The sequence below is a fragment of the Alistipes sp. DJF_B185 genome (assembly GCF_964250025.1).
Taxonomy (GTDB): domain Bacteria; phylum Bacteroidota; class Bacteroidia; order Bacteroidales; family Rikenellaceae; genus Alistipes; species Alistipes finegoldii.
This window is the reverse complement of sequence record NZ_CAXUDY010000005.1, coordinates 153,701-176,495: the sequence shown is the minus strand read 5'-3', so window position 1 is coordinate 176,495 and position 22,795 is coordinate 153,701. Positions and strand designations below refer to the sequence as shown.

Genomic DNA, 22,795 nt, shown 5'->3' with positions numbered 1-22,795 from the left:
ACATGACGCGCGGACTGAAAGGACATTACACTTCGACCAACTCCGCATTCGAGTGAAGGATGTCGTGAGTGGTATTGCCGGTTATTTCAAGGGTTTTTATCAAATAACGCACGTTGAAGACCAACACTTTGACCCAGAGGCGTAGGTTTGCAATATCTGATGCGGTCAGGTTGAGATCGACTTTAAGCATTTCTTTGTCCCGTGCCAGCCACTCCGCGTAGGGTTTATGGAATCGGTTGTACAAACCATTTTCCCCTCCAATCGCAAGGGAGTACTCGCTTCGGTCTTCGCTGCCAGCAGAAAGGTCGGGAATGCCACCTTCGAAATAATATCCTTTATCCGAAAAATTATTTTTGATCAGTAAGCCGATATACACTTCTGACGGGCGATTGCCGCCTGCGGTGGGAAAATCTACAATAGGAGTTATGGCGTTCAGTCCAACTGCTTCTTCGATTGATCCGTCAGCATGTATTTGCTTTGACGGGTATACGGCTAAAGGAACGCATTTCGGACATGTGAAGTCGATCGAACAGTCGTAGTTTTGATCTTCCGAGTCGGCAGCCGGTTCCATTTTCGTAAACCCGGCTTGATGTACGATATCCAGAGTGGCTATTGGTGTCGTATATTTGTTCCATGCGGCACCGCGTCCTGAATAATAGAGCAGAGCGTCGATTTTCTTACCTGAATAGATATCCCCGGTTTGGGCCAGTCTGATATTTTTATAGTCGGGAGACACCCTGTATTTGTCGATGATGTCCTGCAGGGAATAGCTTTCGATAATCTCATCGGTCGGCTCTTGGCCCAAATCCTCTTCGTAGGACTTGGTGTAGTTGTCATCCTCGTTACGGAATGCGAGGGTATAGCCTTTCTTTTCATAGGCGGGGAGCGAATAATTGTCGCTGACTTTGGCCGTCCAGTCTACAAATTTATTGCTTGCGAGAATCGACTTGTTACTCATCAGGAAATATTTTTTCCCGGAAAAAAACAACGTGCAGCAAGGTATTTTGAGTAGACTGATAAGAAAATCGCTCAAGTCCATGTCCGGCATTGAGTCGGCAAGATCGAGCGTACATTGGGTAGGATATAACCCCGGTCGGGCACCGGGCGATGTATCTTTTATCCCGTATCGGTTGTCGTATTCGGAACTTTTGTAAAGTCCGAGGATCGCTAACATATTGAGGAGTTTTTCGAGTTCCGGTTCCCCCAGCTCTAACTCCGGAAGGATTTTATCGAGGATATAGCGTACCTTGATCGCCGGGACAACATAAGGGCGGGTGGTGTAAAGCCAGTTCGCATATTTATCGACCGTTGAGCATTCTGCTTTCGTCGGCCCCGACGTCACATACTCGATCGAGGCGCTCATTGCCTTGCGCATAATCTGGGGCAGGCCGAACTCGTCATATAGTCCTTTACGGGCGTTTTCTACCATCGTCGAGAATTTGATGTCCTCGAATCCGGAGAATGGGATGTCGGTCAGCTTTCCTGTGACGATGTGGTCGAATTCAGCCCCGACGAATGAGTATTGTAAGGACTTATCGGAGTAGTCGTCATATTTCAGTTCACCCTGAAATGCGACTATGCCATTGAATAACGCCTCGCAGGCGGCAGTCTTGCGTGACGGCCGCCGCCGGATGCCGGGTGTGAATCCGAAAAATTTGCAGTTTTTCGGCGACAGTTTGAATTCAACATTCGTGGAAACGGCCACTGGTACCCTGTCATCTTCAAAGATCGGATTGTCCAGCGTAAATGTCACATCCTGATCAGGCTGTACATCGAGGATTATGCCCTCGGATCGGAATTGTATCATCGTTTTTTGCCTCCAATTTGCCCACGTTCCCGCGTGCGGTTGTACTCTTTCATTTTCGCAACAATTCCGTTTTCGCCCAGCATTGTCACGTAGGCAAGAATCGGATTCTTCAGCACGTCGCATAGACGATCGACGGCCGCGATGAATTTGCCGGCCGTGCCTGCGTCCAAAGAGGAAAGCCCCGTGTCTGTTGTGTCGAATGACGGGATATCTCCTGTTGGGCCGCCGGATACGAATCCGGGTACCGGTGTATTTTGCCGGTATACGGCATTGAAATCGAAGCTGCCGAGTGTCCCTTGCCGGCGGGCCGCTTCGATCGTGTTCAGTACGGGAATCAACGAGGGGTTATCCATTGCGGCCGCTGGAACGACATACTCCTTTCCGTTTTCCGATACCAGTACCGTCGGCGATGAGATGAAGCCTCGTTTATCCGGAGAATAACGGGCGTTGAATTTTTTGCCGTCCTGCATCCGCTCGATGACTTGACCGCCCTCTTCGGCGCCAGTCGTTATTGGGGTTGATGCAATCATAGCGATTTGTGCGGCTCCCATAGCACCGACGATAGCGGCAAAGATCGCACCCAGAGGCCATCCCCATTCAGCCAGTGTTTTCGTGACACCAGTTGCCGTATTGATGATGGCGGAGGTGATGTTCATGGCCTTCTGGCGCTTCGCCTGTTTGATTTGCATCTCTTCTTGTTTGGCTTCGAGATCTGCGGCCATTCTCTCCTCCTCTGCTTGTGCTTGCTCTTCGGTCATCAGTCCTGCTTTGACACGTTTCTCGTTGGCTTTTTTCTTCTTATCCTGATTTTTCTGATATTTCTTTAATTCTGCGTTTTCCTTTTTGGTCATCATATTGTCGTAGGTAGTATATACCTGCAGCGCCGTTTCCGTAGCTGCGCCAATCGCTGTCATGGCGGCATGTACTGCTTGCAACGCTTCTTCGGTAGAAGCAGCCCCGTTCTTCAGCACGTCAAAAAATTTCATCCAGTCCGATTGTGGTAGGCCCATGAACGTTGGGTCGTTGCCGGCAAAAGAGAATGTTTTCTGCTGCCCGTCGCCGAGAACTTCCAATACGCCGATGATCGCTGTCCTGACATCTTCGAAACGATTGACGAGATTTTGCTTCTCTTGAGCCGAGAGAAGCTGTGTGTCGAGTTGGATGCCGTCGAACATTCCAGACTCGATGAGCGTTTTAAGTTGCGCAGAGAGTTGAGTCAGGTGTTCGAGTTCCAATCGGGACTCTTCTTCCGCTTGGGCTTTCCGTAGCTGTTTGCGTTCAGCGGCCGAGCCTTGGAAGTCGAGGAGTTCCTGCTTGTGGCGGTTCTTGAGCTGTTTCTTTTGCAGTTCATAGGTCTCCTCTTCCCGCTTCAGTCGATCGTCGATCTCGTCGAGCCGAATTTTGGTGATGTTGCGCTGGTGGGTTTTCTCCAGAGCTTCCAATGCCGCGGCGTTGCCTGCGTACCTCTTTTTCTTCAGTTCGTAGTCGGCGTTCTCCCGCTTGATCCGATCGGTTTCCGATTGCTGGAGAAGTTTGTTTATCTCCTCTTCTTTGGCTGCGGCCGCCTTCTTCTGCTCAAGTCGTTTGTCGGCGAGTTGGTTCTGGATTTTGAGCCGCGTAGCCCCTTCATCGATATTTTTCGCAAGGCGTTTTTCCAATGCCGCAATTTCCAGTTTCAGCAGCTCTTCGTTAAATTGGGACGCGGATACGATTTCTCCGTTCTGGTATTTCTCCTTGAGTTTCAGTTTCGCGGTCAGGAACTCTTTGTCTTTTTCGAGCGACCATTTGCCTGTATCGTCCGGGTCGGTGGGCGTTGTATTTGTGGTCGTGGTGGTGTTCAGATCGAGAGGTGCTTCGACCTTGCCGTAAATGGTGTCCAGCATCGAGAGAGCCTGCTGGCCTTCGTTCACAGTGTTGCTTAATTCTGTGGTGATTTTTCGTATTGCAGTATACCGGCCGTGAGGATTCCACCTCGAACCGCTGAAGTTCATTCCCAGATTCTGCAGTTCCTTGTTAAGGTCGTAAACTGCCTGACGTTGTTTTGCAGAATCGTCTCCGGCCGCTTTTATCTTACCCGTGAAATCGACAACTGCGGCGGCGATCAATCTCTGCTTATCGGCGGTGAGCGACGATTCGTCGCCCCATTCTTTATACTTGGTCGTGATTTCGGCGATCGCCTTTTTCGTGGCTGTCATCTCATCTCCGGCGATGCGTTCCGCTTCCTGCTGCCGGAATTTGAGCTTGATGTTCTTTTCCAATTCGGTGTTTACCGACTGAAGCGCAATGGCGATATCCTCGTTGGTACTTTTCTCGGTGAGCAGCTTCGGAAGGTACTTGCCGTACCTCTCGTTGATGATCATGATCGCTTCGGCCCGTTCGCGGCTCCCGGAGGCTGCGCGGGTCGCTGCGTCTTGCAATTCGTTGAGCTTCCGTTTCTCGTTGTCGATTTCGACCGCGGCTTCGGCGGCTATATTCCTGACCTGCTCGTGGGTTTTGAAAATCTTATCGCTGAACAGAGTTACCGCACCGATGGCGACTGAAATTGCTGTCGCAATCCAACCCCACGGCCCGGCCTTGACGACGCTGTTGAATACCTGTGTTACCAGCGTTGCCTGCTTCGTAATGGCGATATACGCAATATGAGCTGCTCGGTAAATCACCATCGCCTTGTGTGCAGCAAACATTATGGTTTTGTAGGCTGCGACGGCCGCAACGATTGGGATAATCGCTCCTTTTGTCTGGTATAAGAATTTCACAAGACCCGTCAGCGCCTTCAGAAAGGTTACGGTGATCGAGGTTGTCGAGGTGAATGCCGGATTCAGTGTTTCGCCGAGGATTACGGCCTGTTCATGGAGCGCTTTCTTTTGCTTTTCGTATTGGGCCGTGGCACTTTCGTTTTTGGTGTTGAACTCTTCGATGACAGACGTGCCAGTTTCGAATGCACGATTGGCGATTTCCTGCTGCCGGCGCAGCTCGTCGGTATTGGCCGCCAGAACGCCCAAGACCTGCACGCTACGTTGCCCGTCGAGTTTCATCGAGTTCAGGGCGTTTACGATCGACTGCATGCCTTGTCCAGACTTGCCCATACCCTCCAAAACGCGGATAAATGCCTCGTTCATATCTTCGCCCATGAGCTTCTGAAATTCGCCGAGGCTCATCTTGGCAATTTTGGCAAAGACCTCTGTCCGCTTGTACATGGCGGTAATCACCTGCCCGTAGGAGGTGCCTGCCGTTTCGGCCTGCTGCCCCAATTTGTCAAGGGTGCCGGCGAGGCCGAGGACGGACTGAATCGAGATATTTACGTTCGGCGCCGTACCGGCCGCCCTTTTTGCGAAGTCAACGACAAAACCCTCGGCCGCCGTGGAGGCCATGCCGATTTCGTTGATTGCCGAGCCTACCTTGAGCATACTCTGCTCGATGCCGTATTGTTCTCGGAGATGGAAAATATCGACGAGTTTTCCGATCTGTTGGATGGCCGCTTCGACATTTCCGCCGAGGTCGCGGGCCAGCGAAACCCCGATTTTGTCGCCGGCGCGGGCAAATTCGAGCAGGTTTTGTTTACCTTCGATACCGAGTTTACCCGCGACTCGCACAATGTCAAGCAGTGAGTTGTGGGTGGTGCGGGTGTCTATCTTCTTCAGTTCTTCCGATACTTCGCGGATCTCCGTTTTTGTTGTTGAAGTGGTCTTCTGGGCATCGGTTAGAGCTTCGTCATACTCCAGAAAGGCGGCACGGGCTTTCTTGGTGCCCATGACTGCAAACGACATTGAGGCGAATCCGGCCGTGATCGCGCCGAAGAACTTGCTGAACCCGCCGGCCATCCGTTGCACGACGTTCCCCGTGTCGCGTGCTGATCCTTTGAGAGCCTTGATGCGGACATCGACCTGACGCAACTCCATGCGGAGCTTCTCCCATTGTTCTGTATGGGGGACGGCATTGCGGAAAGCGTTCATAGTAGTTCTATGATGCTGCTGCAATTCCCGCAACGTCATCTTTTCGAGCGACTGCTGTCGGATCAGGTTCTGTAAACGGGTCTTTTGATCATCCAGTGCTTTGCTTTGTTTGTCGATCTCAGCCGTAAGCGCACGATATTCCGGGGTGTTCTTCTTCCCTTGTGCTTCGAGTTGTTTCTGGGAAGCGATAAGTGCATCAAGAGCGATCTTCCCATCGTGGGTGGATCGTTTGAGGTCTTCGATACTTTTGCGCCCGGCGTCGCCGTTGATGATGATATTGAGCCTTAAATCTTCATCCCGAAGTGCTTTTGCCATATTTCTAATCTGTCAGTTGTTGCTTGATTTCTGCAACAACATCGTCGGTCAGACCGTACATCAACCGGGAAGCAATCGACTCGTAGTGTCCGTAAGCAAAACGGGTGTGAATCTTGCGGGCACGCCGGACGAGCTTGGAACCATAGCGCAGAACCCGCATGTCGAGGAACCGTTCTTCGATCGTGTGCTGATAGGTCATTGTCGCCGACATCTCTCCCTGTTCGGAAACAGACATCGAACGCTCATTGACCAGTCGGCCGGTGCGGGAGTGGAGCTTCGTTGCCAGCACTGTATTCTGGTTCTTCAGCCAGCGGTTCGACTCGTCGAGCAAAGTGCGCCGTATGTACTCTCCTTTGACAGTCATTTGTTGCAGTTTGCAACAAAAGTAGCCGCCCGAAGGCGGCTACAAAGGACAGGGATATGTGAGCAAAATAGTTACTTTTTCACCTTTGGCGAAGATGAAAGATAGCTGGCCAGTAGCCACGCGAAAAGTAAACCTATGCCTATTGCTCCGAACATATCAGATCGAGATTTGTGTTAATTTATGTCCGAGGTCGTGCAGCGCGGCCTCGATCTCCTTCGCACGTTTTTCCGAGGGCTTGGAGTACCCGCATATATACTTTGCAAGCAGGGTTTCATTGATACCCATGCGCCGAGCCATCTGGCGGACATTGATTTCCGGGAACTGGGCGAAAGCCATTGCGACCCGGTTGTCCGACGTTTCCGCCGGCTGGTCAAAAAAGCCCTCGAAACTTAAATCTTCGTCCAGTTCGGGCCAATGAATACCCGACCGGGATAATTCGTATTTCATGCGCTGCTCATCGCTTGCCCGTGCCAGACGGGGAAAAGCGCGGAGAAGCAGACTGCCCGTCCGGCCGTCGTCGGTCGTCAGGAAAATACGACCGTTTTCGAACCATATCTTTTGCGCTTTCATATTCGTATTATTTATCGAAAAACTCCTTCCACCGTTCAATAATCACCTCTTTGTTCTCTTCTATCCCCATGAGGGCGTGTTTTAACTCCCGTGGCTTCAGACCGAAATTTTCTATCAGTTTTATCTCCGGTTCGATCATGAATTTTGCGTCACATTCTCCGTTGCTGACATGTACGTGAACTGGTTCGTGATCGTTCGAGTAAAAAAAGAACTTCAGTCCTAAATAGTAAAAAAGTATGGGCATTGTGCAGTTGTTTGGTTTCTGGTACAAATATAGGAATAAAATTATTCCCTTGCAAATAAAAAGGAATATTTTTATTCCTACAATTATTTTGCCGGAGTTCAGAATTCAATCTCAATCATCCAGCCGACCCAGCTCCCGAATACTTTGTATACCGGAACCGTATTTGCAACCTTGATTGTCATGCCGGCCAAACGGGGACAGGCGTTATATCCCAGAGTGTCCGCCCGTAACGTTTTCAAAATCATATCGACCGTAGCGAGCATCGACAGATATTGTTCGAGTTCATCTTTATCGGTACGCTGTCCGGCCATTGCCTTTTCGAGGACGAAGATGGCGGCCGGGAGTTGATCCTGATAGGAGTTCGATGTTTCTCCTGTTTGCCGTAGTGATGGATAGGCAATCACGACCTGACGGCCGTCGGCGCTCTTGAGCCGCTCGGTTCCGTGCGTGTCATCGACAACGGGGATTACCTCGTTCTCCGTTACACGCATATTGACCAGATATCGTAGTAGGTTAATGAGTTTTTGCATTGCGTTTTGCTTGCTTTACGTTGTGGTGTAGAATCTGGAATATAGTATATAGGCCCTCTTCGTCGATGTCGTTCAGCGTGCCGAGTGCCCGATCCCGTGCCAGTTCGTAGGCTACATCTGTCAATGTGAACTTCGGGCCGGTATCGTGGGCAGTTTCCTCGCTGCTGAAGATCGTGCGCATGTCGATCTGTTCCCCAGCCACAACTATCGTCCCGGTCTGGAGAAATTTGACGCAGGCGGAGAACCACATGAGAATCGTCTGTTTCTGCCACGGAGCTAGCCGGCGGGCACGGCATACGTCCCGCTCAAAAGTCTCGTGACGGATGGGGACGATACACCGGCCGGCCCGGTTGGCTTGCTTCGAAGGCTGTCGATACAGGAAAGCGATCATCCGGTCGAGGGCCGCGGGTTGCCGGGTGTTCAAGAATTCGTCGCGGGCGATCAGGGCATTCCGAAATTCCACGAGAATCAGGTCTTGCAGAGCGTCGGCCGGCCCACGCAAACGATGGCTGCCGATATGGATTTCGGGCAGCGGATTATGTATGGTGTCGAATGTCGGGAGCAGACCGTCCTCGGTGTCGGTAAACAGCCAGCCGAGGAGGTTTTCGCAAAGCAGAAAAATGTTGGCATTCTTCTGTTCGGCAACGGCTCGATTGAGTTTTTCCCACATTACCGAACGCCATGTCCGTTTGATACCGAGGAGAAGATAGAGGACGCGCACATGAAACTCAAGCGGAGATATGAGGCCGGATTCCATATCCCAAAGCAGGCGCATCGTAACGCGGGCTTGTTCCGGTGTCATCTCGCTCCATTTCGAGGGGATTTCCCTGCATACGCCGATAGCGGGTATTTCGATCGTATTCATTATTGAACAGAAAAGAATTTGTTTCGGGGATCGTTGTCCGGTAGAAGAGAGTATTTTTCCGCAGTAGCCGATAAAGCCTCGTGAAACTCTTCGAGGGCGGTTGCCGCCTGATGATCGAGGGCTGAAAGGTAGAATTTCAACGCATCGGTGGAGGGGGTCTTTCCGGCTCCTTTACCCTGAAATGAATCTGTAAACCGCTGCGAGATTCCAATCGGGAATACGGACACCGAAAGTCTCTGGACGGCTATCACCATCGCCTTCAGAGCTACAAAACGCCGCGCTGCAAGAGCCATGTCTGAATCTATGTCTGACAGGAGCGACATATAACGATCTCCGGCAATCGGCCTCACAAAGCGCTGCTGCACTTCGAGGATGAAGGGTATAAGTGTATAGAAGGTGTAGAACGAGCCGTCGAGCGGGTAGATGCTTTCGAATTGGTCGAGGGTACGGAGAATCGACTGTTGTTGCTGGGTGCGCAGCGGCGAGTCCTTCCACTCTTTGATGTCCGTTTGCTCAAGGAAGAGATACAATTCGTCGAGCGTTCGGAAGAATGTATCGCGCAGAACCGCATCGTCCTTCTCGATCTGCCATGCCCACGGCAGTTTTTCGTTTTCGCTGATTTTTACCTTTCTGCCGCTGTCCTCATGGCTCACGAGGTTTCGCTGGTAGAAGTGATGCATGGCTTTATACGCCACCGGCAACTGAACCCGCCGTACGAGCATGTCTTCCGGATCATCGGATGACACTTCCGGATCATATTCGTCCGTCATATACCGGGAGTGTGCCCGGTCGAATGTAGCTTTCCCGATCAGTTTGACAACTTCGTTTTGGGCCAGCACGATATCCTCGCTGATCCCGGTGAAGTCATTCGCCTTGTACCATGTGCCGGTGAGATTGTATAGCTCTGCGGAGCCTTTTTTCGTTTTATTGAAAATCATGGCGTCAGTTTTTTATGCGGTCATTGGGGGATGTCTCGCTTTCGGTCAAAGGTTTGCTGTGATAGAAGTCGAGTTGTAAATCAGTGTCGGGGAAATTAAAGCGGATGGCTTGGTTGATGGGTTCCAAAATGTCGTATGTGGGTTTGGCGGTGTTCGACATCATGAAGAGTTTGTAGGCGTAAAGCATTTCGGAACCGGATGCGAGCTTCCCGGCAACCATGATGTTCGACAGAGATGCATGCAGACCGAGGCCGGATGTGATTGCCGAGCTGGCCGCCTCCATGACTTTGAGTTGCGATTCGATGAAGTCTTTAATTTTCTGGTCTATCGCCTCTACCTTCCAGATGTTGGTTTGTTGCGAGAGCGGGTCGAAAACATCCACTGTGTGGAAGAATTTTCCGGCATTCTTGGCCCCGGATAACACTTCGGTCAGCTTGGTAAGCATGGTTGCCGTGAGTTTGCCTATCTCCTCTTCTACCTGTTTATCACTCCATGCCGGATTGTTCTTGCGGATGTACGTGCGCTTCTTCTCCCAATATCCGTCTGGAGAATGAACATGATACGCGGCGTTGAACCCGTTGTCGGTAACGTATTTGAATATGGCCGGAACTTCGGAGCCTCGCATGATCCAGCGCAGAGTTCCCCAATATTCCGGAATCGAATAGAAATCTCGTGCGAACGAGTAAGACGAGTTGTAAGCTGCCGAAGCGGGGTATCTGGCCGGGTTGCTGCTGTCGAATACCGGGTAGGTTTGGATGCCGGTGTCGATGCAATCGTTCTCGAAGTTCCCGACGAAAATGTGCCTTACGTCCTCAAGACGACGGGTGTCGGCCCATTCGAGGCGGGCATTTTTCGCAGACACAAACTCCAGAGCTGCGATTCGCGGCCTTTGGCCGGAGATCCGTCCGCGGCGTTCGAGCAGCTTGATGTCAAAAAATCCTTTGAGATACAAGTAGTCGGTCATCGCCGCGTCGATGTACTTCAGGTAGTCCCAATCTTTCAACCATGCCATTATCTCCCTATCATCCTTGAACTCCTTCGTTATCTCGCCATTCTCGAAACGCAGGCTGCGCAGAAAGGGGCCTTCGCCGTACAGCAATCCCTTCTGACGTGCAAGAATACCGGGGGCGAGATTGTTTTCGTCCATAAGGTCACGGATTTGCACTGGCAGGCGGTTGTTGTTTCCGTAGGGTACGATCTTTTGTCCACCGACATACTGCGGCATATATTCCCAATTCTCCCGTTCTGCTTGCCATAGCAGAGTGTCGAGGTTGTTCGCTTGAGCCGTTGAGATCGTATAGACACACTCATCGACCGGCAGGGCATATGAAAAATCCGAAATCTGGGTGGCTTTTCCTGTTTTATTCATTGCAAAATTACTTTTTGACCGTTAAAACTCATCAGCAATGGCTGATAAAAGCGCCGAGCTTGGCAGGTGTCTAGGTCAAGATATGCCTCGACGAATTCGGCATCTCGATGGTTCTCCTGTTTTTCACGTTTCAGCAGACGGGCATGCCGAACTTCGATCACTCCTTTGCTTGCGCGAGCCGTAGCGTCGTAGGACATGAACGTAAAGCCGAACGGAATCCCCTCGGCGGATAAGCGGCGCATCTCTTTTATTGCATCCCATAAATCCATAGCACAAAAATAGATTGTAGACCTGCGAAGCAAAGGACAAAGGCCCGGAGTGCCGGGCTGGAATGATATTGATTGCAGAAAGTTCGGAATGAAAGTCGAAACGGCTGATTGTAGATTGAAAATGCCCGATTTTTGCCTCTCTTTTCGGGGTGTTTTTATGATATTCGGTTGATATAGAGCATAGTTTGTCCGGTCGGATGAAAAACGATTTTTGTTGAGAGAAATTTAAGGCCGTCCCGCCCTCTCGACGAGTTGCGATTGCATGACCCTCGAAAAGGCGATATATGACAAAAGGCCTGCCGGGGTGGGGTTCGGGGCGGGGAATGGTTGCTTGCGGCTGGGCTGGGAGGTGTGGCTGGGGTACAGCCGATCGCAAACCATGTACGGCCGATAAGAGAAAGGCCGACCCTCTTTCGTAGGGCCGGCCTGATGTGTGTTGTAGAACTGTCAGCGTCGATAAATCATAATGTCCGTGTATCTGGAATTGTAATTCAACTGCGCTCCCATTTCTTTCCGCACTGCGTTAAGGAATGGATTCGCATTGACCTTTGCCTCGGAGATCCACTCGCATAGTTCAATGATCGAGGATTTGTTGGAGGTGAAATAGAAGTAGGATGTACTCGAAAGCAGGGTCAGCACGTCGAGATAGTCGGATAGCCGCCACCGGCATTTATATACCCCTACCTCGGTCGATAGGTAGGGTGGATCGACAAGGAATACGACACCGGGGATATCCTTGTATTGATTGAACAATTCCCGATAATCGGCGTGAACAACCTCGATCCCGTCGAGATATCCTTCACAGGTGTAGTCTGATGCCCGCAGGTTATTATATAACCCAGCATTTTGAAGTTCCGTATAGTCTGTCACGTATTTGGATGAGAACAGCAGCGAAGACGAAAGTGTTATATAATCGACATAGCCGGTCTTTTCGGCCGACCGTACTGTGTCGAGTATCGTTGTTCGCATTTGAGGCGTCAGTCTCTTGGCCGTAGGGTAATCACCTACGATCGAACGGATATCATGGAGTAGTGCGTTTGTGCGTTTGATGTTCTCCAGACGTACATGGTAGTCGTCGAAGTCGTTGTAGATAACGCGGGCATCAGGTCGCTCCCGTTTGGTGACATGCGAGAGTAGGCCGCTGCCGCCGAAGAGATCCACGAATACCGTAGCGTGATCGAACTCCCGGAGTGCCTTGCGGAATTCGCGGATAAAGCGTTTCTTTTGGCCCATGAACGGCAGAGGGGCCGATGTGTAGTTTTTCATAGCTGAGTGAATTTTCAAGCCGCGAAGATCGCATGCAGAATTCATCCCGCAGCCGAAAATGCTGGGATCACACTGAAATATCCGTACAGTCCTTTTCAAACCGGGCGATGATCAGGTATACTTGCCGTTCGCACACTCCGTATTTTTCAGCCAGAACGGCCGCTATGTAGGTCATTTTACCCCCCCCCTCGCGGAGCTTACGATAGTCTTCATAAAGATCAATGTATTTGCAATCGTCCAGTCGGATACCGACGGACGATAGGCGTCGCAGGAGTTCGCGGTTGAACGATATAACCTCATAAAGTTTCATTGCACTCTGTTTTTTATTACCTTTGTCGTCTCACCTGCATACTGAAAGCAAATGCGTCATAAACGCGACAGAAGACTATCCAGCCCTCGGTCGTGCGTTTGTGGCGCATGCTTGCGTAAGTATGTAGGTGAGATGACTACTTGCGGCCGGGGGCTTTATTTGTACCCCCGAAACAGTTTGCAGGTTTGAATATAATGGCTACCTTTGCCATTGCATAGGATTGAGAAATGAGAATTTCTCTATTCCGGCGGAGGCGGAGACGTCTCCGCTTTTTTTATCCGAAAGTCGGTTCGTAGATAATATCGCTCCTCGGTGATCCTTTGACGATTTGGATCAACGGCGGCGTCATCATCAGGTACTTGAAAGAGTCAGACGGGTTGGTAGACCGCATCGGCAGCTCGGCGACCGGGAGATGCTCCGACCGTTTATCTTTACAGATTTTACCTTTCGAGACCCGTGTCCGAGCATTTTCGAGCGAAGCCTTGAGCGGTTTGCACTGGTAAGCATCGATGAGCACCTGCGGCAGATATTTATTGTGTCCGGCCAGCAATTCCTGCATGAAGATGTACTCGTCGCCCTGCCCGATATTCCCTTGGCCTATGGACATCAACTGTACACTCCAACCCGTAGGATGCTCGTTGCTGTCGAATTCGATCGCGTGTTTGAGCTGCGACGCGGTGTCGGCACCCATTTTCCGGTAGTTGTTGCCGGCGCGGTCGTAATACAGCATCACGTATTTGTTCCGGTGGTGCGCGAAATAGGTGACGAATTTGTCTGCCAACTGTCTAATCGACTCTGGGGAAAGGGTATAAATAAACTTCAATACGCGCAGTATCTGCGGTTCTTCTTGAGCAACGCACATCGAACACATATTACCGAAGTCCACGCCGAGCGATAGCACCCGCTGTGGATTGCAATACCGCAAGACACGACTGTCCTCTTGCTCCAGAAGTCCGAATCGTTCGTAGGCTTCTTCATCGATGCCATCGTAGTAAAAGTGCCGTTCTCCGAGGTTGGCATAAAAACGCTCTCCGCCCTCCAGTGTCGGTTTCATTGATAGGATCGCGGCCTTGTAGTCGCTGAACTGCTCTGCAAAGGCGTCGTCGAACCATTCGGCAGTCAGAATGTCGACATTGATATAGCTCGATGCAAGCATAAAGAAGGTTGCGGTTTCCGGTAGTCGGCGCAGCTCTACCCAGCGGCTCCGCCAAAGACGTGCCGTGCGTAGTTTGTTTTTGTACTCACGTTCGGCTTCCGGTGTCCGGGTTCGTTGCCATTCCAATTTTGCGGCGACATATTCATGAAGGGCTTGATTGTATACCAACCCAGCCTGCATGACCAGTGTCAGCCGCTCGGTATTCATTGCCGAGGCTCCTTTCAGTATCCAGTCATATTCCCCGATGTGGGATACATCAGGCATATCCGTGGTGAAGGAGTAGCCACGGTAAAACGGAGAGTTTCCATATTGCACGCTGTACCCGCGGACGGCTTTCATCAGGTTGGCGATCTTCTCTTCCTTGAAATACTTTACCTCGTCTCCAAACACATAGACATACGAACTGCCGGCCAGTGTCGAAGGTCGATCGAGGGAGCCGAATCGGATATTTGTACCGGTATGAAAAATGATTGTACGCTTGTAGGATACGAGACGGTTGAATGGCTTCCAGAAATGCGGTTTGAGCCATGTGGGCAGGTGTTCTTTCTCTTTTTCCGTGTATGTCGGCGGTTCCTTTTCGATTACGTAGTGGACGCCTTCATGCAGTCCTTTGCGTTCGAGGCCCTCAAGCACACCGGGCAGGATATTAGAGGTGAGGTTCGAGAAGGTATCGGCCACCCATACCAAAGGGGCACCCGGCATGTCGAAGATAATCTCCGCGAGTCGTTCGGCTTGAAAGTCCGTCGTCTTGGCCGAGCCGCGGCCCAAGACAGCGCGGAGCTTTCGCGGCATCAGCAACGATGCTACTTGGGCGTACAGGTTCTGATATTGTACGTCGATGCAGGGGCTGTCCCCGGCGTTAATTCTCTTCCTGTGCGACATTGATAATTTCGATAAAATCCACATCTTCGATCCCCGCTTCCATGCGCAGACGTTTTTTTACGGCATCCGGTGCCAGTACGGAATCGATCTGGCGCGATAGCGCGTCTCTGTTTGCCGGCGGGAGGCTGACATCCGAAGAGTCGAGGGATAGAAGACGAATCGGTTTGATATATTGTGAGGATGGGAGTTGTTCCGGGTCGGGTTGATCGAGACGGAGGATTTTTGCGGCCTTTGCCCGCATGTCTGCCGCCACGGCATAGTCGGCGGCACAGGTCGCTCTTTGGGCGACGATGCTCGACCATGCTTCGAGGTCGTCGGCGTATTTTTGCCGAAGCGCCTCTTTCGTTACGCGCCGGTTCGAGTAGAAGAGATTCACGGCTTCGTCATAAATATCGACGGCACGTGCATAGGAGAGTTTGAAGGGCGGCTTTGTCAGGAACTTGATGACATTTCGGCGGTCATGTTGTTTGGAGAGGGAGAATACGAGATTCAACAAGTCGATATATAACTGTTCCTTTGCCGAGAGATCGTCTTCGCAACCTTTGTCGATGTAGTCCATGATGCGCTGGTAGGATTGCTCGTCGGTGAATCCTCCGAACACATCCAGCTTCGTCATTTCAAACGAACGGTCTCGTTGTACTTTGTAGAGTTGTGTCGTCGCCGGAATGTTTCCGCCGAGAGCCTCATCCATGAGCCTTATTTCGAGTAGTGCGCGTTTCTGCAAGAGACCACGGGCTATCAGCACGGCAACGCGGCTGTTCGGGTCGTTGTACTCCTGCGTAAACTGCTCGACGTTCGCGCTGATGCTGCGGGCGATATCTTCCGGCGGCCAGCCGAGCGCACCGAGATCGACCAACCTCTGCTCCTCTTCAGGCGCGAGGTTTTCACCGATGCTCTTATGGTCGGATAGTTCGTTCATATTCTTCGATCATTTTATTGACGGCTGCAAGCTCGCGTTCTTTCGCCTTCAGACGGTTTCTTCGTTCGATATCCAGATGGGGCTTGCTGCCGCGGGTTATCTCGTGTTTGATCCGCCAGATGCTTCCTTTGAGATTCTTCTGTCTGGCGACAAGGGCAACAGGCCCCATTTTACGCAGGGTCGCCAGTTCCTGCATCTCCCTGAAGATCGAGTGCCGGCCGAGCAGCGCATGATGCTCGGCGTAGTATGTGAATTCGTAGAGAATTTTTCGATTTTCGGAAAAAGATTTTATAAGATTTTCGGCCGTCGCAAAACATTCGTCCAGTGTGGTACAATCGAATAGCCGCCGGTGCGCATCTACGTAATCTCGATAGGCTGTAATTTTGTCGGCTGCCAGAATTTTCAATTCGGGCGGACAATCCGGTTCAGAGAGAAACGTCCATTGCTCCCGGAAGGCCGGGCGGGAGCTGGGCGGGGGCGTCGTGAGTGGAGAAGTCCCCGCTGCCTTGCACAGCGTGTCGATAAGCAACGATTTGTACCGATCGGGACGCGCTGTTACGAGCTGGGCGAGATGCTCGTTCTTGGCGTAAAGAGAGAGGAGCCGAAGCCCTGCTTGGACTTCGGCTCCGGACTCTAACCACTTTTGAACGGCATCTCGCATTACGACCGGATTTTGGTGAGCAAGGGGGATACCGCATTCCAGCCTTCGGCAGATGCTGCAATGAACTTACGCTGACAGAGTCCGGCGATCACGACGTTCTCGCAGGGATTGCTCCGCAGGACGAGTGTAACGAAGTTGCCGAAATCGTGCGAAACTTCCGTAGCACGGACACCGCGGCGATACTCTTTTGCATAATCCGCGACGAGGGTTTCGTTGTCGGCATCCTCTTGCATCGTTCCGCAAAGTTCGACCAGAGCCACTTTGTTCAGGAGCATCGGCAGACGTTCTGAGTAGTGTCGGGAACCGTCTTTGCGAACGTATACCTTGAGTTGTGCCAGATCTGCAAAATCCACCGGAGCGACCGGAGCGCAGTTGGCCGGGACAAACACGAATTCGTCGGGGATAGAGGCATCCGCAATCAGAGCGGGGAATTGCTTTGCGAAGGGGGCATCATCGACGAATACAAGCGTACAGTGTCCGGGAGCCGCCTTCTGCCACAGAGCCTGCAACAGGTCTTTCGTGCCGGGGTAGGCCGCGATAACGATAACGGAATCGTCAGCCGGTACTCCTTCAGCATCCGAAGAGGCCGGTGCGGGGGCGGCATCCTTTTCCGGAAGGGGCGAAAGAGGTGCCGGTTCCGGAATGGGGGTTTCTTCTGGAGTGTTCCCATCGGGGCTTACGACTCCCGCATCTGCGGCTCGTTTTTCAACTTCGGCCGGAGGTGTGGCCGAAACAGCCGGAGCGCCTTTGGCCCCGGTCTGTCTTGCGGTGTTATTCTTTCCCATACTATGCCCCCTCTTCCTCTGTCGGTGCCGATGCAGCCTCGTTGGCGAGTTCCGGCATCTTGCCTTTGTAGATGCTTGCCCCGATCAGGTCTCGCTGCTCCTGCTTGAACGTGAGCTTCCGCTTGCGGGCATCCTTGTTGTTGGTGTACTCCGTCGTCAGGAAGAGCGGGTTGCACTTCGAACCGCGATATTCCGCCGTATTGCCGTTGGCGCAATCACGGTTCAATGCGATGAACCCACGGTTGCGTGCGTACTCAGTGAAACCGGCAATCTCGGCCGAATCGCCCGGATGCTCGAAGGCGATGCCGACTTTGACGCCGCGGGCGTCGGGATCTCCTTCAGACTCTTCGGTACATTCGATCGTACTCGGCGTAGCGTAGATGCCGATTGCTTTCTTTTCTGCGATCAGTTCCAGATCGCTTTTCATGACGATGTCTCCGATTTCCCGCGTCGGTTCCGCAGCGACGAATTCGACAGGAACGAGGATTATTGTCGGGTTTTTGGGACGAGGGCAGCCTGCGCCCTCGTCCGTTTTCAGAATTGATACAGGGTTATACATGATAATCGGTGTTAAGGTTTGATACTATGCGCCCTCGTGGGTGTCTTCCACTTCAGCGGCAGCGTTGGTCTTTTTCCAGAAGTCGGTCGAGCCGTCATCCGAGATTGCAGCCTGCGGGTCGTAGTCGGCCGGAACGGAAGCGAAGAGCATTTCGCCGAACGCGAAGCCGACACCGAGCCAAAATTCGCCGTAGTAGCGGACTTCGTAATCGACCTTCTGGATGTCGGTGATCACCTGCGGCTGGTTCAGGTTCTGCAGCATGATGAAGTTCGACTTCGGCGTGCAGAAGATGATCGGCGAGCCGTACAGGCAGTCGAGTACCTGAAGCGAGAAGTTCGTGAAATCGACACGGTCTTTGCCAAAATCGGGATTCTCTGTGCCGCTGCCGGCTCCCCACTTGTCTTTGTAACCTCGTTTGTATTTCACGTAGAGATCGGCAGACAGGAAGATGTTCATCTTCAGGGACTGATACTTCGCCAGAATCTTGTGGGCGAAGTCATTGATGTACTCGACGACTTCGGCATCTGTTGCTGTGCGCAGATCCTTTGCGTTCGGGTAGAAATTGATACCCTTATCGCCCGACTTGGCCGCTTCGACGAGCAGCGTTTCGATGCCGTTCATCGACTCTTCCGGCTTGCCGGCATCGGTCGGGTTCTCCTTGGCCTTGTACTTGCCTTTGCCGATCATCTTCATCTCGATGTCCTGAAGGATCGACGGCAGCAGAATCTTCTGCACGATGTAGCGTGTGATCGGCATCTGATCGGGGGACAGACGCTCGTTGTAGAGCGACAACAGCCACGAGTTGGCGACGTCGGCCGGGACGATCGCAAAGTTGATCTTGTGCCGGTAGTTCTGGATTTTGATGGCGGTGAACCGTGCATCGCCAGACGGAGTCCACTTGGCCGAGAACTCCTGTACGACGGACGTATAGTCTGAGCGGACGGCTTTGTAGGTTTCGATCGCACGCTTCGGCGTCATGAACTTCGCCGAGGTGAACCCCCGGTAGATGTCCTGCATGAGTTCCAGACTGTTCCCTTGCGACGAATAGGTGCCCAGCTCCTTTTTCAGATCATCCACATCGATCGTAGCTGCGGAGAAAGTCGGAAGCTGGCCCGTGGCCAGAGCTTCGAGCGCGAGGTGGTTGTGGGATGCCTTCGCGTCGATCGTGAAGGTACGGCCTTCGCTTCTCCCGAATACTTCTGTTGCGGCAGGCTTATCTTCGCGGGCTTTGGCGAGTTTCTCCTTCTCCTGCTGTAAGATCGTCATCTGGGCAGACATCGACGCGATTTTTTCTTCTGCTTTTGCCAGTTCCTGCCGTAACTTGTCTTTGTCGTCGCCGCCGGAGCGACCGATGGCATCGAGGAAGTTCAGCAAAAGCTGTTCTTGCTGTGCGTCGTCATTTGCATCGCTGGCGGCGTATGCGTCGTAGTGCTGCAAGGCTTCCGGGCCAAATTTCTGTTCGAGAATCTTACGCTGATCAGCAGAGAGTACCTCATGCCCTTCTGCATCACGCGAAAGATTTTCCACCCCGACAGTTCGGGCGAAGATTTTCGAAATAAAGTTCCAGTTCAATTTCATGTTCGATATAATTATGAGTGAATACTTGCGCGGATAAAGGCGTGATCGACGCATTCCTGTAAAGTGGCGATGCCGTCGGCAAGGCCGTTTTCGATAGCCTTGTCTGCGAAGAAAGTCGCGCCGGTCAGTACTCCCGGCGCGTCGGCCCGGAGGGCTTGCCGGCCCGCTTTGACGTCGGCATGGAACGCGGCGACCAAATGAGACAGGCGCATGCGGATCAGCGTGTACTCTCCGGTGAGTGCTTGGCGGTATGCGAGGTTTTTGTCGGATGACTCTTCCGCGTATATCTCGTGAACCTTTTGTCCGGACTTCTCCAATGCCTCTCGGTCATCGATGAAATATGTATATGCGCCGATTGACCCTACTTCCGATGTGATGGCGTTGTCGCAATAGACTGCGTCGCATTGTGCGGCGATCCAATAAGCTGCTGACGCGCAAAAATCGGCATGTGCGAGCAGAGGCTTCCCTGTGGCTTTGAATTTGCGGATCGCATCCAACATCAAGGGAACAGCCGTCGAATTCCCGCCGCCGGAGTCAATGTCGAGAACGCAGGCAACGACGTTTGTGTCAGCCGCAGCAGCGAGAAGGGCCTGTGCATATGTGGCAGTTCCGATCGTTCCGCAGGAGTCGTATTTGGTAATCGTGCCGGATATTGGGATCACAGCAACGCAGGGGTCGCCGCTTCTGGCGGCATTCGCGGAAACGGCGCGGGCATCTACATCGTAAAGCATGATGTCGAATTCTCGCTCGGCAGCTTGGAGTAGAATGTCCTGCTGCTGAAGCAGCGAAATGGCCGTTGGTATGAGAGTGGAAATATCGTGAACGAGCCAACGACCGCGGCGCAGTTCGAGGGCCAGCTTGACGTTGTTCTCCGGGGTGATCAGGCGTTTCATTTCTTTTTTATGCAAATCTACTTGGTCGCAGGCCGCATAAAAAGGACGGCATTACCCCTTTACCGCATCGATTGATGTCTGGTATTTGCAGGTGGCAACGAGGGTTTCTTCCTCGGTCAGTGTAAGCAGGGCCGGGATGTCCTTGCTGCCGAAAACAAGGGAGCCGCCGCGCCATTTGACGCGGACGATTGCAGGCTCATGCAGGAAAGCATCGTCAGAACGGAGTGTTGCTGTCAGAGTAATCGTCAGGAGTTCTCCTGCATCTTCACGGGTCGTTGCCGTTTTGAGATTGCCGAACGGACTGATCAAGGGAACCCGCCGAAACTCGGCGGCAGGGTATGCCGCCGGTTTTAAGGCGATAGAAGTGATAATTTTAAGCATATTATCAGTGAATTTGTAGAAATAATTACGATTTTCGGTTAAACTTTTTTCGGCTCATCGACGAGCGATTCGATGTAGTATGCACGGCGGGTCAGTTTCCGCTTCAAGGCTTCCAGCTCCTTCAGTTCCCGACGATAGGCCCGCTTGTGGAGGGATTCAAAGTATTCAGCCGAGAACAATTTACGGGAGAGGATGAACGCTTCGATAATCTCCTCTTTGCGTTGGCGGAGGGCTTTACGGCGCTGCACGAACTCCCAAAAGTCGAGTTCAAAGTAGGCGCGCAGGGAGATATTGAGCTGCTTGGTTGCTTGGGCCGAAAGGTAAATGAACTTATTTTGAAAGTTCTGGGTGGCTTCGTTGATAGGCAGTATAAAAGTCACTGCGAATTTTCCGCAGGCTTCTCTGGGCGGGAGGCATGCAGCTTGAGTGTGCCCGATGATCAGTTTCCCGAAGCAATTTCGGGCTGTCACGATATAAGCGCCGGAGGTATCCCGCTCGAAGAGATAGGCGAGATAATCCATGTGTATTCGGTCATCTACATCGAAGGTGAGTCTCATTTCCATATTCGTTTGTCAATTCCGGTTTTTAAGGTTCGTACATACATAGGATCGAGCCTGATCAGAGAATCGTCTTTTATGTCGATAAAGCAGCAACGGTTCCCGAATTCGTTTATCCAGTCGAACAGCCCGTCGCTACACATGGACTGCACGATTTCAATGAATTCTTCGGGATTGCCTGCGATAGCCGCAATCCGCTGCCAGTGGTAAGGTGGCAGGCGTGAGAGCTGCGCTACCAATAAACGAAGGTACTTCAAGAACTCTTCGTCGGAAAGGTCATAGTATGTTTTCATAAAAAGGATACCTATTTTGGGCAACTACACGAACTACAATTAACTACATGTTGAAAATCAGATATTTACAAAACTACAAAAGTAGCTTTTCATAGTGATTGTAGTTTTTAGAGTTTGAAAGTGAATAAAATGTAGTTTTATGTAGTTTTTTTGTTGTTAAAGTAGTTGTACTTATTTCGTTGATTATTAGCGTTGTAGTTCGTGTAGTTCGTGTAGTTGGCATTTTTTCAATTTGTGGCGGTACTTGCGGCGAATACCTGCCAACATGCGAAACGCCGAACTCCGGCGGTAGCGCTCGGCGGTTTCGATGATCCTGTTGGTCTCAATACACGCCGCAGCGGCAGCTTGGGCCGCAGCTGTCATAGACGAGGAGCAGGCCGCAAATGCATGGCCTGCTCTTGAAAGGGAACCCGATATGTCATATAGGTCATTCATACGGATCGCATTTTACGGCATGATTGCTGACGGCAAGCCCCTCGCCGATTAATCCTCGGTAATCGATCAGAAGCGAGTCGAGGTAGTCATAAAGTCGGTGATATGAGTAGATAGGGTAGTGTTCGCCGTTCAAATAGCATGCGGAAAAATCCCCGGTTTCCGGCAGATACATCAACTTGATCGCTGGAATGTGCAACGGGCCGAGCCGATAGGCGACACCGATTTCCTTATCGAAGGCGACCTGATCCGGAGAACACTTGAATACGATCGCCGCACACCCGACCAATGGAACGAGTCGATGTCCCCTATGGGTGATCTCGTTACGAACATCATCACCCGGCCGAAGGATCGGTACCTGCTGGCCGATGATTGAGAAGCCGGTTTTGTCTCTTTTCTGCACTTCCATCGTGACGTCGAACTTCAATCCAAATGCCGAATATCGACTGATGTAGTTTGTGAGCATTTCTTTCATCATCAAATAATTTTATGCCTTGAGGCGGTTATTTGTGGGCGACCGGGGACTCGAACCCCTAATTTCCGAATGTTCTTCTTATACCAATTTTCCCATTTTATAAGATGCCTGTCGTCGCCCTGCCGGTTTTACATTTTCATCAGCACGCTCCTTTCTTTTTTTCGACAAACGACCGTAAGGCCAGTGAAATGTCGAGTTCGTTCGTTGTGTTCAATGCTTCATAGAGGTCATCGTCTATCCCTTTCTCATCTTCAAAATTTCCTGCGATGCTTTTGGCTCCCGTCGGAATCCGCACCCACTTCTCGATGTAGGTCTTATTACCCAAAATGACAGTACGTTTCCATCCGTCCGGGGTGATTTCAATTGTTACTTTCGGAGTCATGATTTTTAGAGTATTAAGTTCATTGGATAAGCATCTATTTCG

25 protein-coding genes are annotated in these 22,795 nt (G+C 51.7%); all 25 read right to left on the bottom strand.

The genetic code is table 11. The features are described 5' to 3' along the window. Positions 1-25: 25 nt before the first annotated feature. The gene (locus ACESTR_RS08635; RefSeq protein WP_256128720.1) at positions 26-1,807 is read right to left on the bottom strand and encodes a hypothetical protein; all 1,782 of its coding nucleotides are present in this window, start codon (positions 1,805-1,807) and stop codon (positions 26-28) included. Next, positions 1,804-6,075 carry a phage tail tape measure protein gene (locus ACESTR_RS08630; protein ID WP_256128721.1) on the bottom strand — a complete coding sequence of 1,424 codons (4,272 nt, stop codon included), beginning with the start codon at positions 6,073-6,075 and terminating at the stop codon, positions 1,804-1,806. Before ACESTR_RS08630 ends, ACESTR_RS08635 begins: the two co-directional genes overlap by 4 nt. A 4-nt stretch (positions 6,076-6,079) precedes the next feature. Beyond that, positions 6,080-6,439 (bottom strand): hypothetical protein, encoded by a 360-nt coding sequence (locus ACESTR_RS08625; RefSeq protein ID WP_039939538.1) that lies wholly within the window; start codon positions 6,437-6,439, stop codon positions 6,080-6,082. 156 nt (positions 6,440-6,595) lie between these two features. Further along, positions 6,596-7,009: a DUF2442 domain-containing protein gene (locus ACESTR_RS08620; protein ID WP_009596355.1), complete on the bottom strand. Its 414-nt coding sequence runs from the start codon at positions 7,007-7,009 to the stop codon at positions 6,596-6,598. Positions 7,010-7,016: 7 nt separating this feature from the next. Next, a complete protein-coding gene (locus ACESTR_RS08615) occupies positions 7,017-7,253 on the bottom strand; it encodes a DUF4160 domain-containing protein (RefSeq protein WP_018696647.1) in 237 nt (78 codons plus the stop codon). Between the two features lie 98 nt (positions 7,254-7,351). Continuing rightward, a complete protein-coding gene (locus ACESTR_RS08610) occupies positions 7,352-7,783 on the bottom strand; it encodes a hypothetical protein (RefSeq protein WP_195559541.1) in 432 nt (143 codons plus the stop codon). Next, positions 7,767-8,648: a hypothetical protein gene (locus ACESTR_RS08605; protein WP_346987714.1), complete on the bottom strand. Its 882-nt coding sequence runs from the start codon at positions 8,646-8,648 to the stop codon at positions 7,767-7,769. The genes ACESTR_RS08610 and ACESTR_RS08605 overlap by 17 nt, the downstream gene beginning before the upstream one ends. Next, the gene (locus ACESTR_RS08600; RefSeq protein ID WP_346987715.1) at positions 8,648-9,586 is read right to left on the bottom strand and encodes a hypothetical protein; all 939 of its coding nucleotides are present in this window, start codon (positions 9,584-9,586) and stop codon (positions 8,648-8,650) included. Before ACESTR_RS08600 ends, ACESTR_RS08605 begins: the two co-directional genes overlap by 1 nt. A 4-nt stretch (positions 9,587-9,590) precedes the next feature. Continuing rightward, positions 9,591-10,955 (bottom strand): hypothetical protein, encoded by a 1,365-nt coding sequence (locus ACESTR_RS08595; protein WP_278506968.1) that lies wholly within the window; start codon positions 10,953-10,955, stop codon positions 9,591-9,593. After that, complete coding sequence (locus tag ACESTR_RS08590; RefSeq protein ID WP_195664918.1) at positions 10,952-11,224, bottom strand: hypothetical protein; 273 nt, start codon at positions 11,222-11,224, stop codon at positions 10,952-10,954. Before ACESTR_RS08590 ends, ACESTR_RS08595 begins: the two co-directional genes overlap by 4 nt. A 447-nt stretch (positions 11,225-11,671) precedes the next feature. Then, positions 11,672-12,490: a DNA adenine methylase gene (locus ACESTR_RS08585; protein WP_009596480.1), complete on the bottom strand. Its 819-nt coding sequence runs from the start codon at positions 12,488-12,490 to the stop codon at positions 11,672-11,674. Positions 12,491-12,557: 67 nt separating this feature from the next. After that, positions 12,558-12,800 carry a hypothetical protein gene (locus ACESTR_RS08580; protein ID WP_009596350.1) on the bottom strand — a complete coding sequence of 81 codons (243 nt, stop codon included), beginning with the start codon at positions 12,798-12,800 and terminating at the stop codon, positions 12,558-12,560. 274 nt (positions 12,801-13,074) lie between these two features. Then, positions 13,075-14,838 (bottom strand): hypothetical protein, encoded by a 1,764-nt coding sequence (locus ACESTR_RS08575; RefSeq protein ID WP_256128725.1) that lies wholly within the window; start codon positions 14,836-14,838, stop codon positions 13,075-13,077. Continuing rightward, positions 14,816-15,757 (bottom strand): hypothetical protein, encoded by a 942-nt coding sequence (locus ACESTR_RS08570; RefSeq protein ID WP_305140655.1) that lies wholly within the window; start codon positions 15,755-15,757, stop codon positions 14,816-14,818. Before ACESTR_RS08570 ends, ACESTR_RS08575 begins: the two co-directional genes overlap by 23 nt. Next, a complete protein-coding gene (locus ACESTR_RS08565; RefSeq protein WP_256128726.1) occupies positions 15,735-16,418 on the bottom strand; it encodes a hypothetical protein in 684 nt (227 codons plus the stop codon). Before ACESTR_RS08565 ends, ACESTR_RS08570 begins: the two co-directional genes overlap by 23 nt. Further along, complete coding sequence (locus ACESTR_RS08560; RefSeq protein ID WP_256128727.1) at positions 16,418-17,203, bottom strand: hypothetical protein; 786 nt, start codon at positions 17,201-17,203, stop codon at positions 16,418-16,420. The genes ACESTR_RS08565 and ACESTR_RS08560 overlap by 1 nt, the downstream gene beginning before the upstream one ends. 1 nt (position 17,204) lies before the next feature. Further along, entirely contained in the window at positions 17,205-17,762 is a 558-nt protein-coding gene (locus ACESTR_RS08555; RefSeq protein ID WP_256128728.1) for a hypothetical protein, read from the bottom strand. Between the two features lie 24 nt (positions 17,763-17,786). Further along, complete coding sequence (locus ACESTR_RS08550) at positions 17,787-19,340, bottom strand: hypothetical protein (protein WP_256128729.1); 1,554 nt, start codon at positions 19,338-19,340, stop codon at positions 17,787-17,789. Between the two features lie 11 nt (positions 19,341-19,351). Further along, positions 19,352-20,233, bottom strand: a complete 882-nt coding sequence (locus ACESTR_RS08545) for a S49 family peptidase (protein ID WP_018696638.1) — start codon at positions 20,231-20,233, stop codon at positions 19,352-19,354. A gap of 51 nt (positions 20,234-20,284) precedes the next feature. Then, entirely contained in the window at positions 20,285-20,614 is a 330-nt protein-coding gene (locus tag ACESTR_RS08540; protein ID WP_256128730.1) for a hypothetical protein, read from the bottom strand. Positions 20,615-20,652: 38 nt separating this feature from the next. Next, complete coding sequence (locus ACESTR_RS08535) at positions 20,653-21,171, bottom strand: hypothetical protein (RefSeq protein WP_256128731.1); 519 nt, start codon at positions 21,169-21,171, stop codon at positions 20,653-20,655. Then, positions 21,168-21,464 (bottom strand): hypothetical protein, encoded by a 297-nt coding sequence (locus ACESTR_RS08530; RefSeq protein ID WP_256128732.1) that lies wholly within the window; start codon positions 21,462-21,464, stop codon positions 21,168-21,170. Before ACESTR_RS08530 ends, ACESTR_RS08535 begins: the two co-directional genes overlap by 4 nt. Before the next feature lie 186 nt (positions 21,465-21,650). Beyond that, positions 21,651-21,899: a hypothetical protein gene (locus tag ACESTR_RS08525; protein ID WP_256128733.1), complete on the bottom strand. Its 249-nt coding sequence runs from the start codon at positions 21,897-21,899 to the stop codon at positions 21,651-21,653. Next, the gene (locus ACESTR_RS08520) at positions 21,892-22,371 is read right to left on the bottom strand and encodes a hypothetical protein (RefSeq protein ID WP_256128734.1); all 480 of its coding nucleotides are present in this window, start codon (positions 22,369-22,371) and stop codon (positions 21,892-21,894) included. The genes ACESTR_RS08525 and ACESTR_RS08520 overlap by 8 nt, the downstream gene beginning before the upstream one ends. Positions 22,372-22,510: 139 nt before the next feature. Continuing rightward, complete coding sequence (locus ACESTR_RS08515) at positions 22,511-22,753, bottom strand: hypothetical protein (RefSeq protein ID WP_256128735.1); 243 nt, start codon at positions 22,751-22,753, stop codon at positions 22,511-22,513. Positions 22,754-22,795 lie beyond the last annotated feature (42 nt).

Coding starts and splice junctions, on each gene's coding strand:
- ACESTR_RS08635 (WP_256128720.1), bottom strand. CDS start 1,807: ATGATACAATTCCGATCCGAGGGCATAATCCTCGATGTACAGCCTGAT.
- ACESTR_RS08630 (WP_256128721.1), bottom strand. CDS start 6,075: ATGGCAAAAGCACTTCGGGATGAAGATTTAAGGCTCAATATCATCATC.
- ACESTR_RS08625 (WP_039939538.1), bottom strand. CDS start 6,439: ATGACTGTCAAAGGAGAGTACATACGGCGCACTTTGCTCGACGAGTCG.
- ACESTR_RS08620 (WP_009596355.1), bottom strand. CDS start 7,009: ATGAAAGCGCAAAAGATATGGTTCGAAAACGGTCGTATTTTCCTGACG.
- ACESTR_RS08615 (WP_018696647.1), bottom strand. CDS start 7,253: ATGCCCATACTTTTTTACTATTTAGGACTGAAGTTCTTTTTTTACTCG.
- ACESTR_RS08610 (WP_195559541.1), bottom strand. CDS start 7,783: ATGCAAAAACTCATTAACCTACTACGATATCTGGTCAATATGCGTGTA.
- ACESTR_RS08605 (WP_346987714.1), bottom strand. CDS start 8,648: ATGAATACGATCGAAATACCCGCTATCGGCGTATGCAGGGAAATCCCC.
- ACESTR_RS08600 (WP_346987715.1), bottom strand. CDS start 9,586: ATGATTTTCAATAAAACGAAAAAAGGCTCCGCAGAGCTATACAATCTC.
- ACESTR_RS08595 (WP_278506968.1), bottom strand. CDS start 10,955: ATGAATAAAACAGGAAAAGCCACCCAGATTTCGGATTTTTCATATGCC.
- ACESTR_RS08590 (WP_195664918.1), bottom strand. CDS start 11,224: ATGGATTTATGGGATGCAATAAAAGAGATGCGCCGCTTATCCGCCGAG.
- ACESTR_RS08585 (WP_009596480.1), bottom strand. CDS start 12,490: ATGAAAAACTACACATCGGCCCCTCTGCCGTTCATGGGCCAAAAGAAA.
- ACESTR_RS08580 (WP_009596350.1), bottom strand. CDS start 12,800: ATGAAACTTTATGAGGTTATATCGTTCAACCGCGAACTCCTGCGACGC.
- ACESTR_RS08575 (WP_256128725.1), bottom strand. CDS start 14,838: ATGTCGCACAGGAAGAGAATTAACGCCGGGGACAGCCCCTGCATCGAC.
- ACESTR_RS08570 (WP_305140655.1), bottom strand. CDS start 15,757: ATGAACGAACTATCCGACCATAAGAGCATCGGTGAAAACCTCGCGCCT.
- ACESTR_RS08565 (WP_256128726.1), bottom strand. CDS start 16,418: ATGCGAGATGCCGTTCAAAAGTGGTTAGAGTCCGGAGCCGAAGTCCAA.
- ACESTR_RS08560 (WP_256128727.1), bottom strand. CDS start 17,203: ATGGGAAAGAATAACACCGCAAGACAGACCGGGGCCAAAGGCGCTCCG.
- ACESTR_RS08555 (WP_256128728.1), bottom strand. CDS start 17,762: ATGTATAACCCTGTATCAATTCTGAAAACGGACGAGGGCGCAGGCTGC.
- ACESTR_RS08550 (WP_256128729.1), bottom strand. CDS start 19,340: ATGAAATTGAACTGGAACTTTATTTCGAAAATCTTCGCCCGAACTGTC.
- ACESTR_RS08545 (WP_018696638.1), bottom strand. CDS start 20,233: ATGAAACGCCTGATCACCCCGGAGAACAACGTCAAGCTGGCCCTCGAA.
- ACESTR_RS08540 (WP_256128730.1), bottom strand. CDS start 20,614: ATGCTTAAAATTATCACTTCTATCGCCTTAAAACCGGCGGCATACCCT.
- ACESTR_RS08535 (WP_256128731.1), bottom strand. CDS start 21,171: ATGAGACTCACCTTCGATGTAGATGACCGAATACACATGGATTATCTC.
- ACESTR_RS08530 (WP_256128732.1), bottom strand. CDS start 21,464: ATGAAAACATACTATGACCTTTCCGACGAAGAGTTCTTGAAGTACCTT.
- ACESTR_RS08525 (WP_256128733.1), bottom strand. CDS start 21,899: ATGAATGACCTATATGACATATCGGGTTCCCTTTCAAGAGCAGGCCAT.
- ACESTR_RS08520 (WP_256128734.1), bottom strand. CDS start 22,371: ATGAAAGAAATGCTCACAAACTACATCAGTCGATATTCGGCATTTGGA.
- ACESTR_RS08515 (WP_256128735.1), bottom strand. CDS start 22,753: ATGACTCCGAAAGTAACAATTGAAATCACCCCGGACGGATGGAAACGT.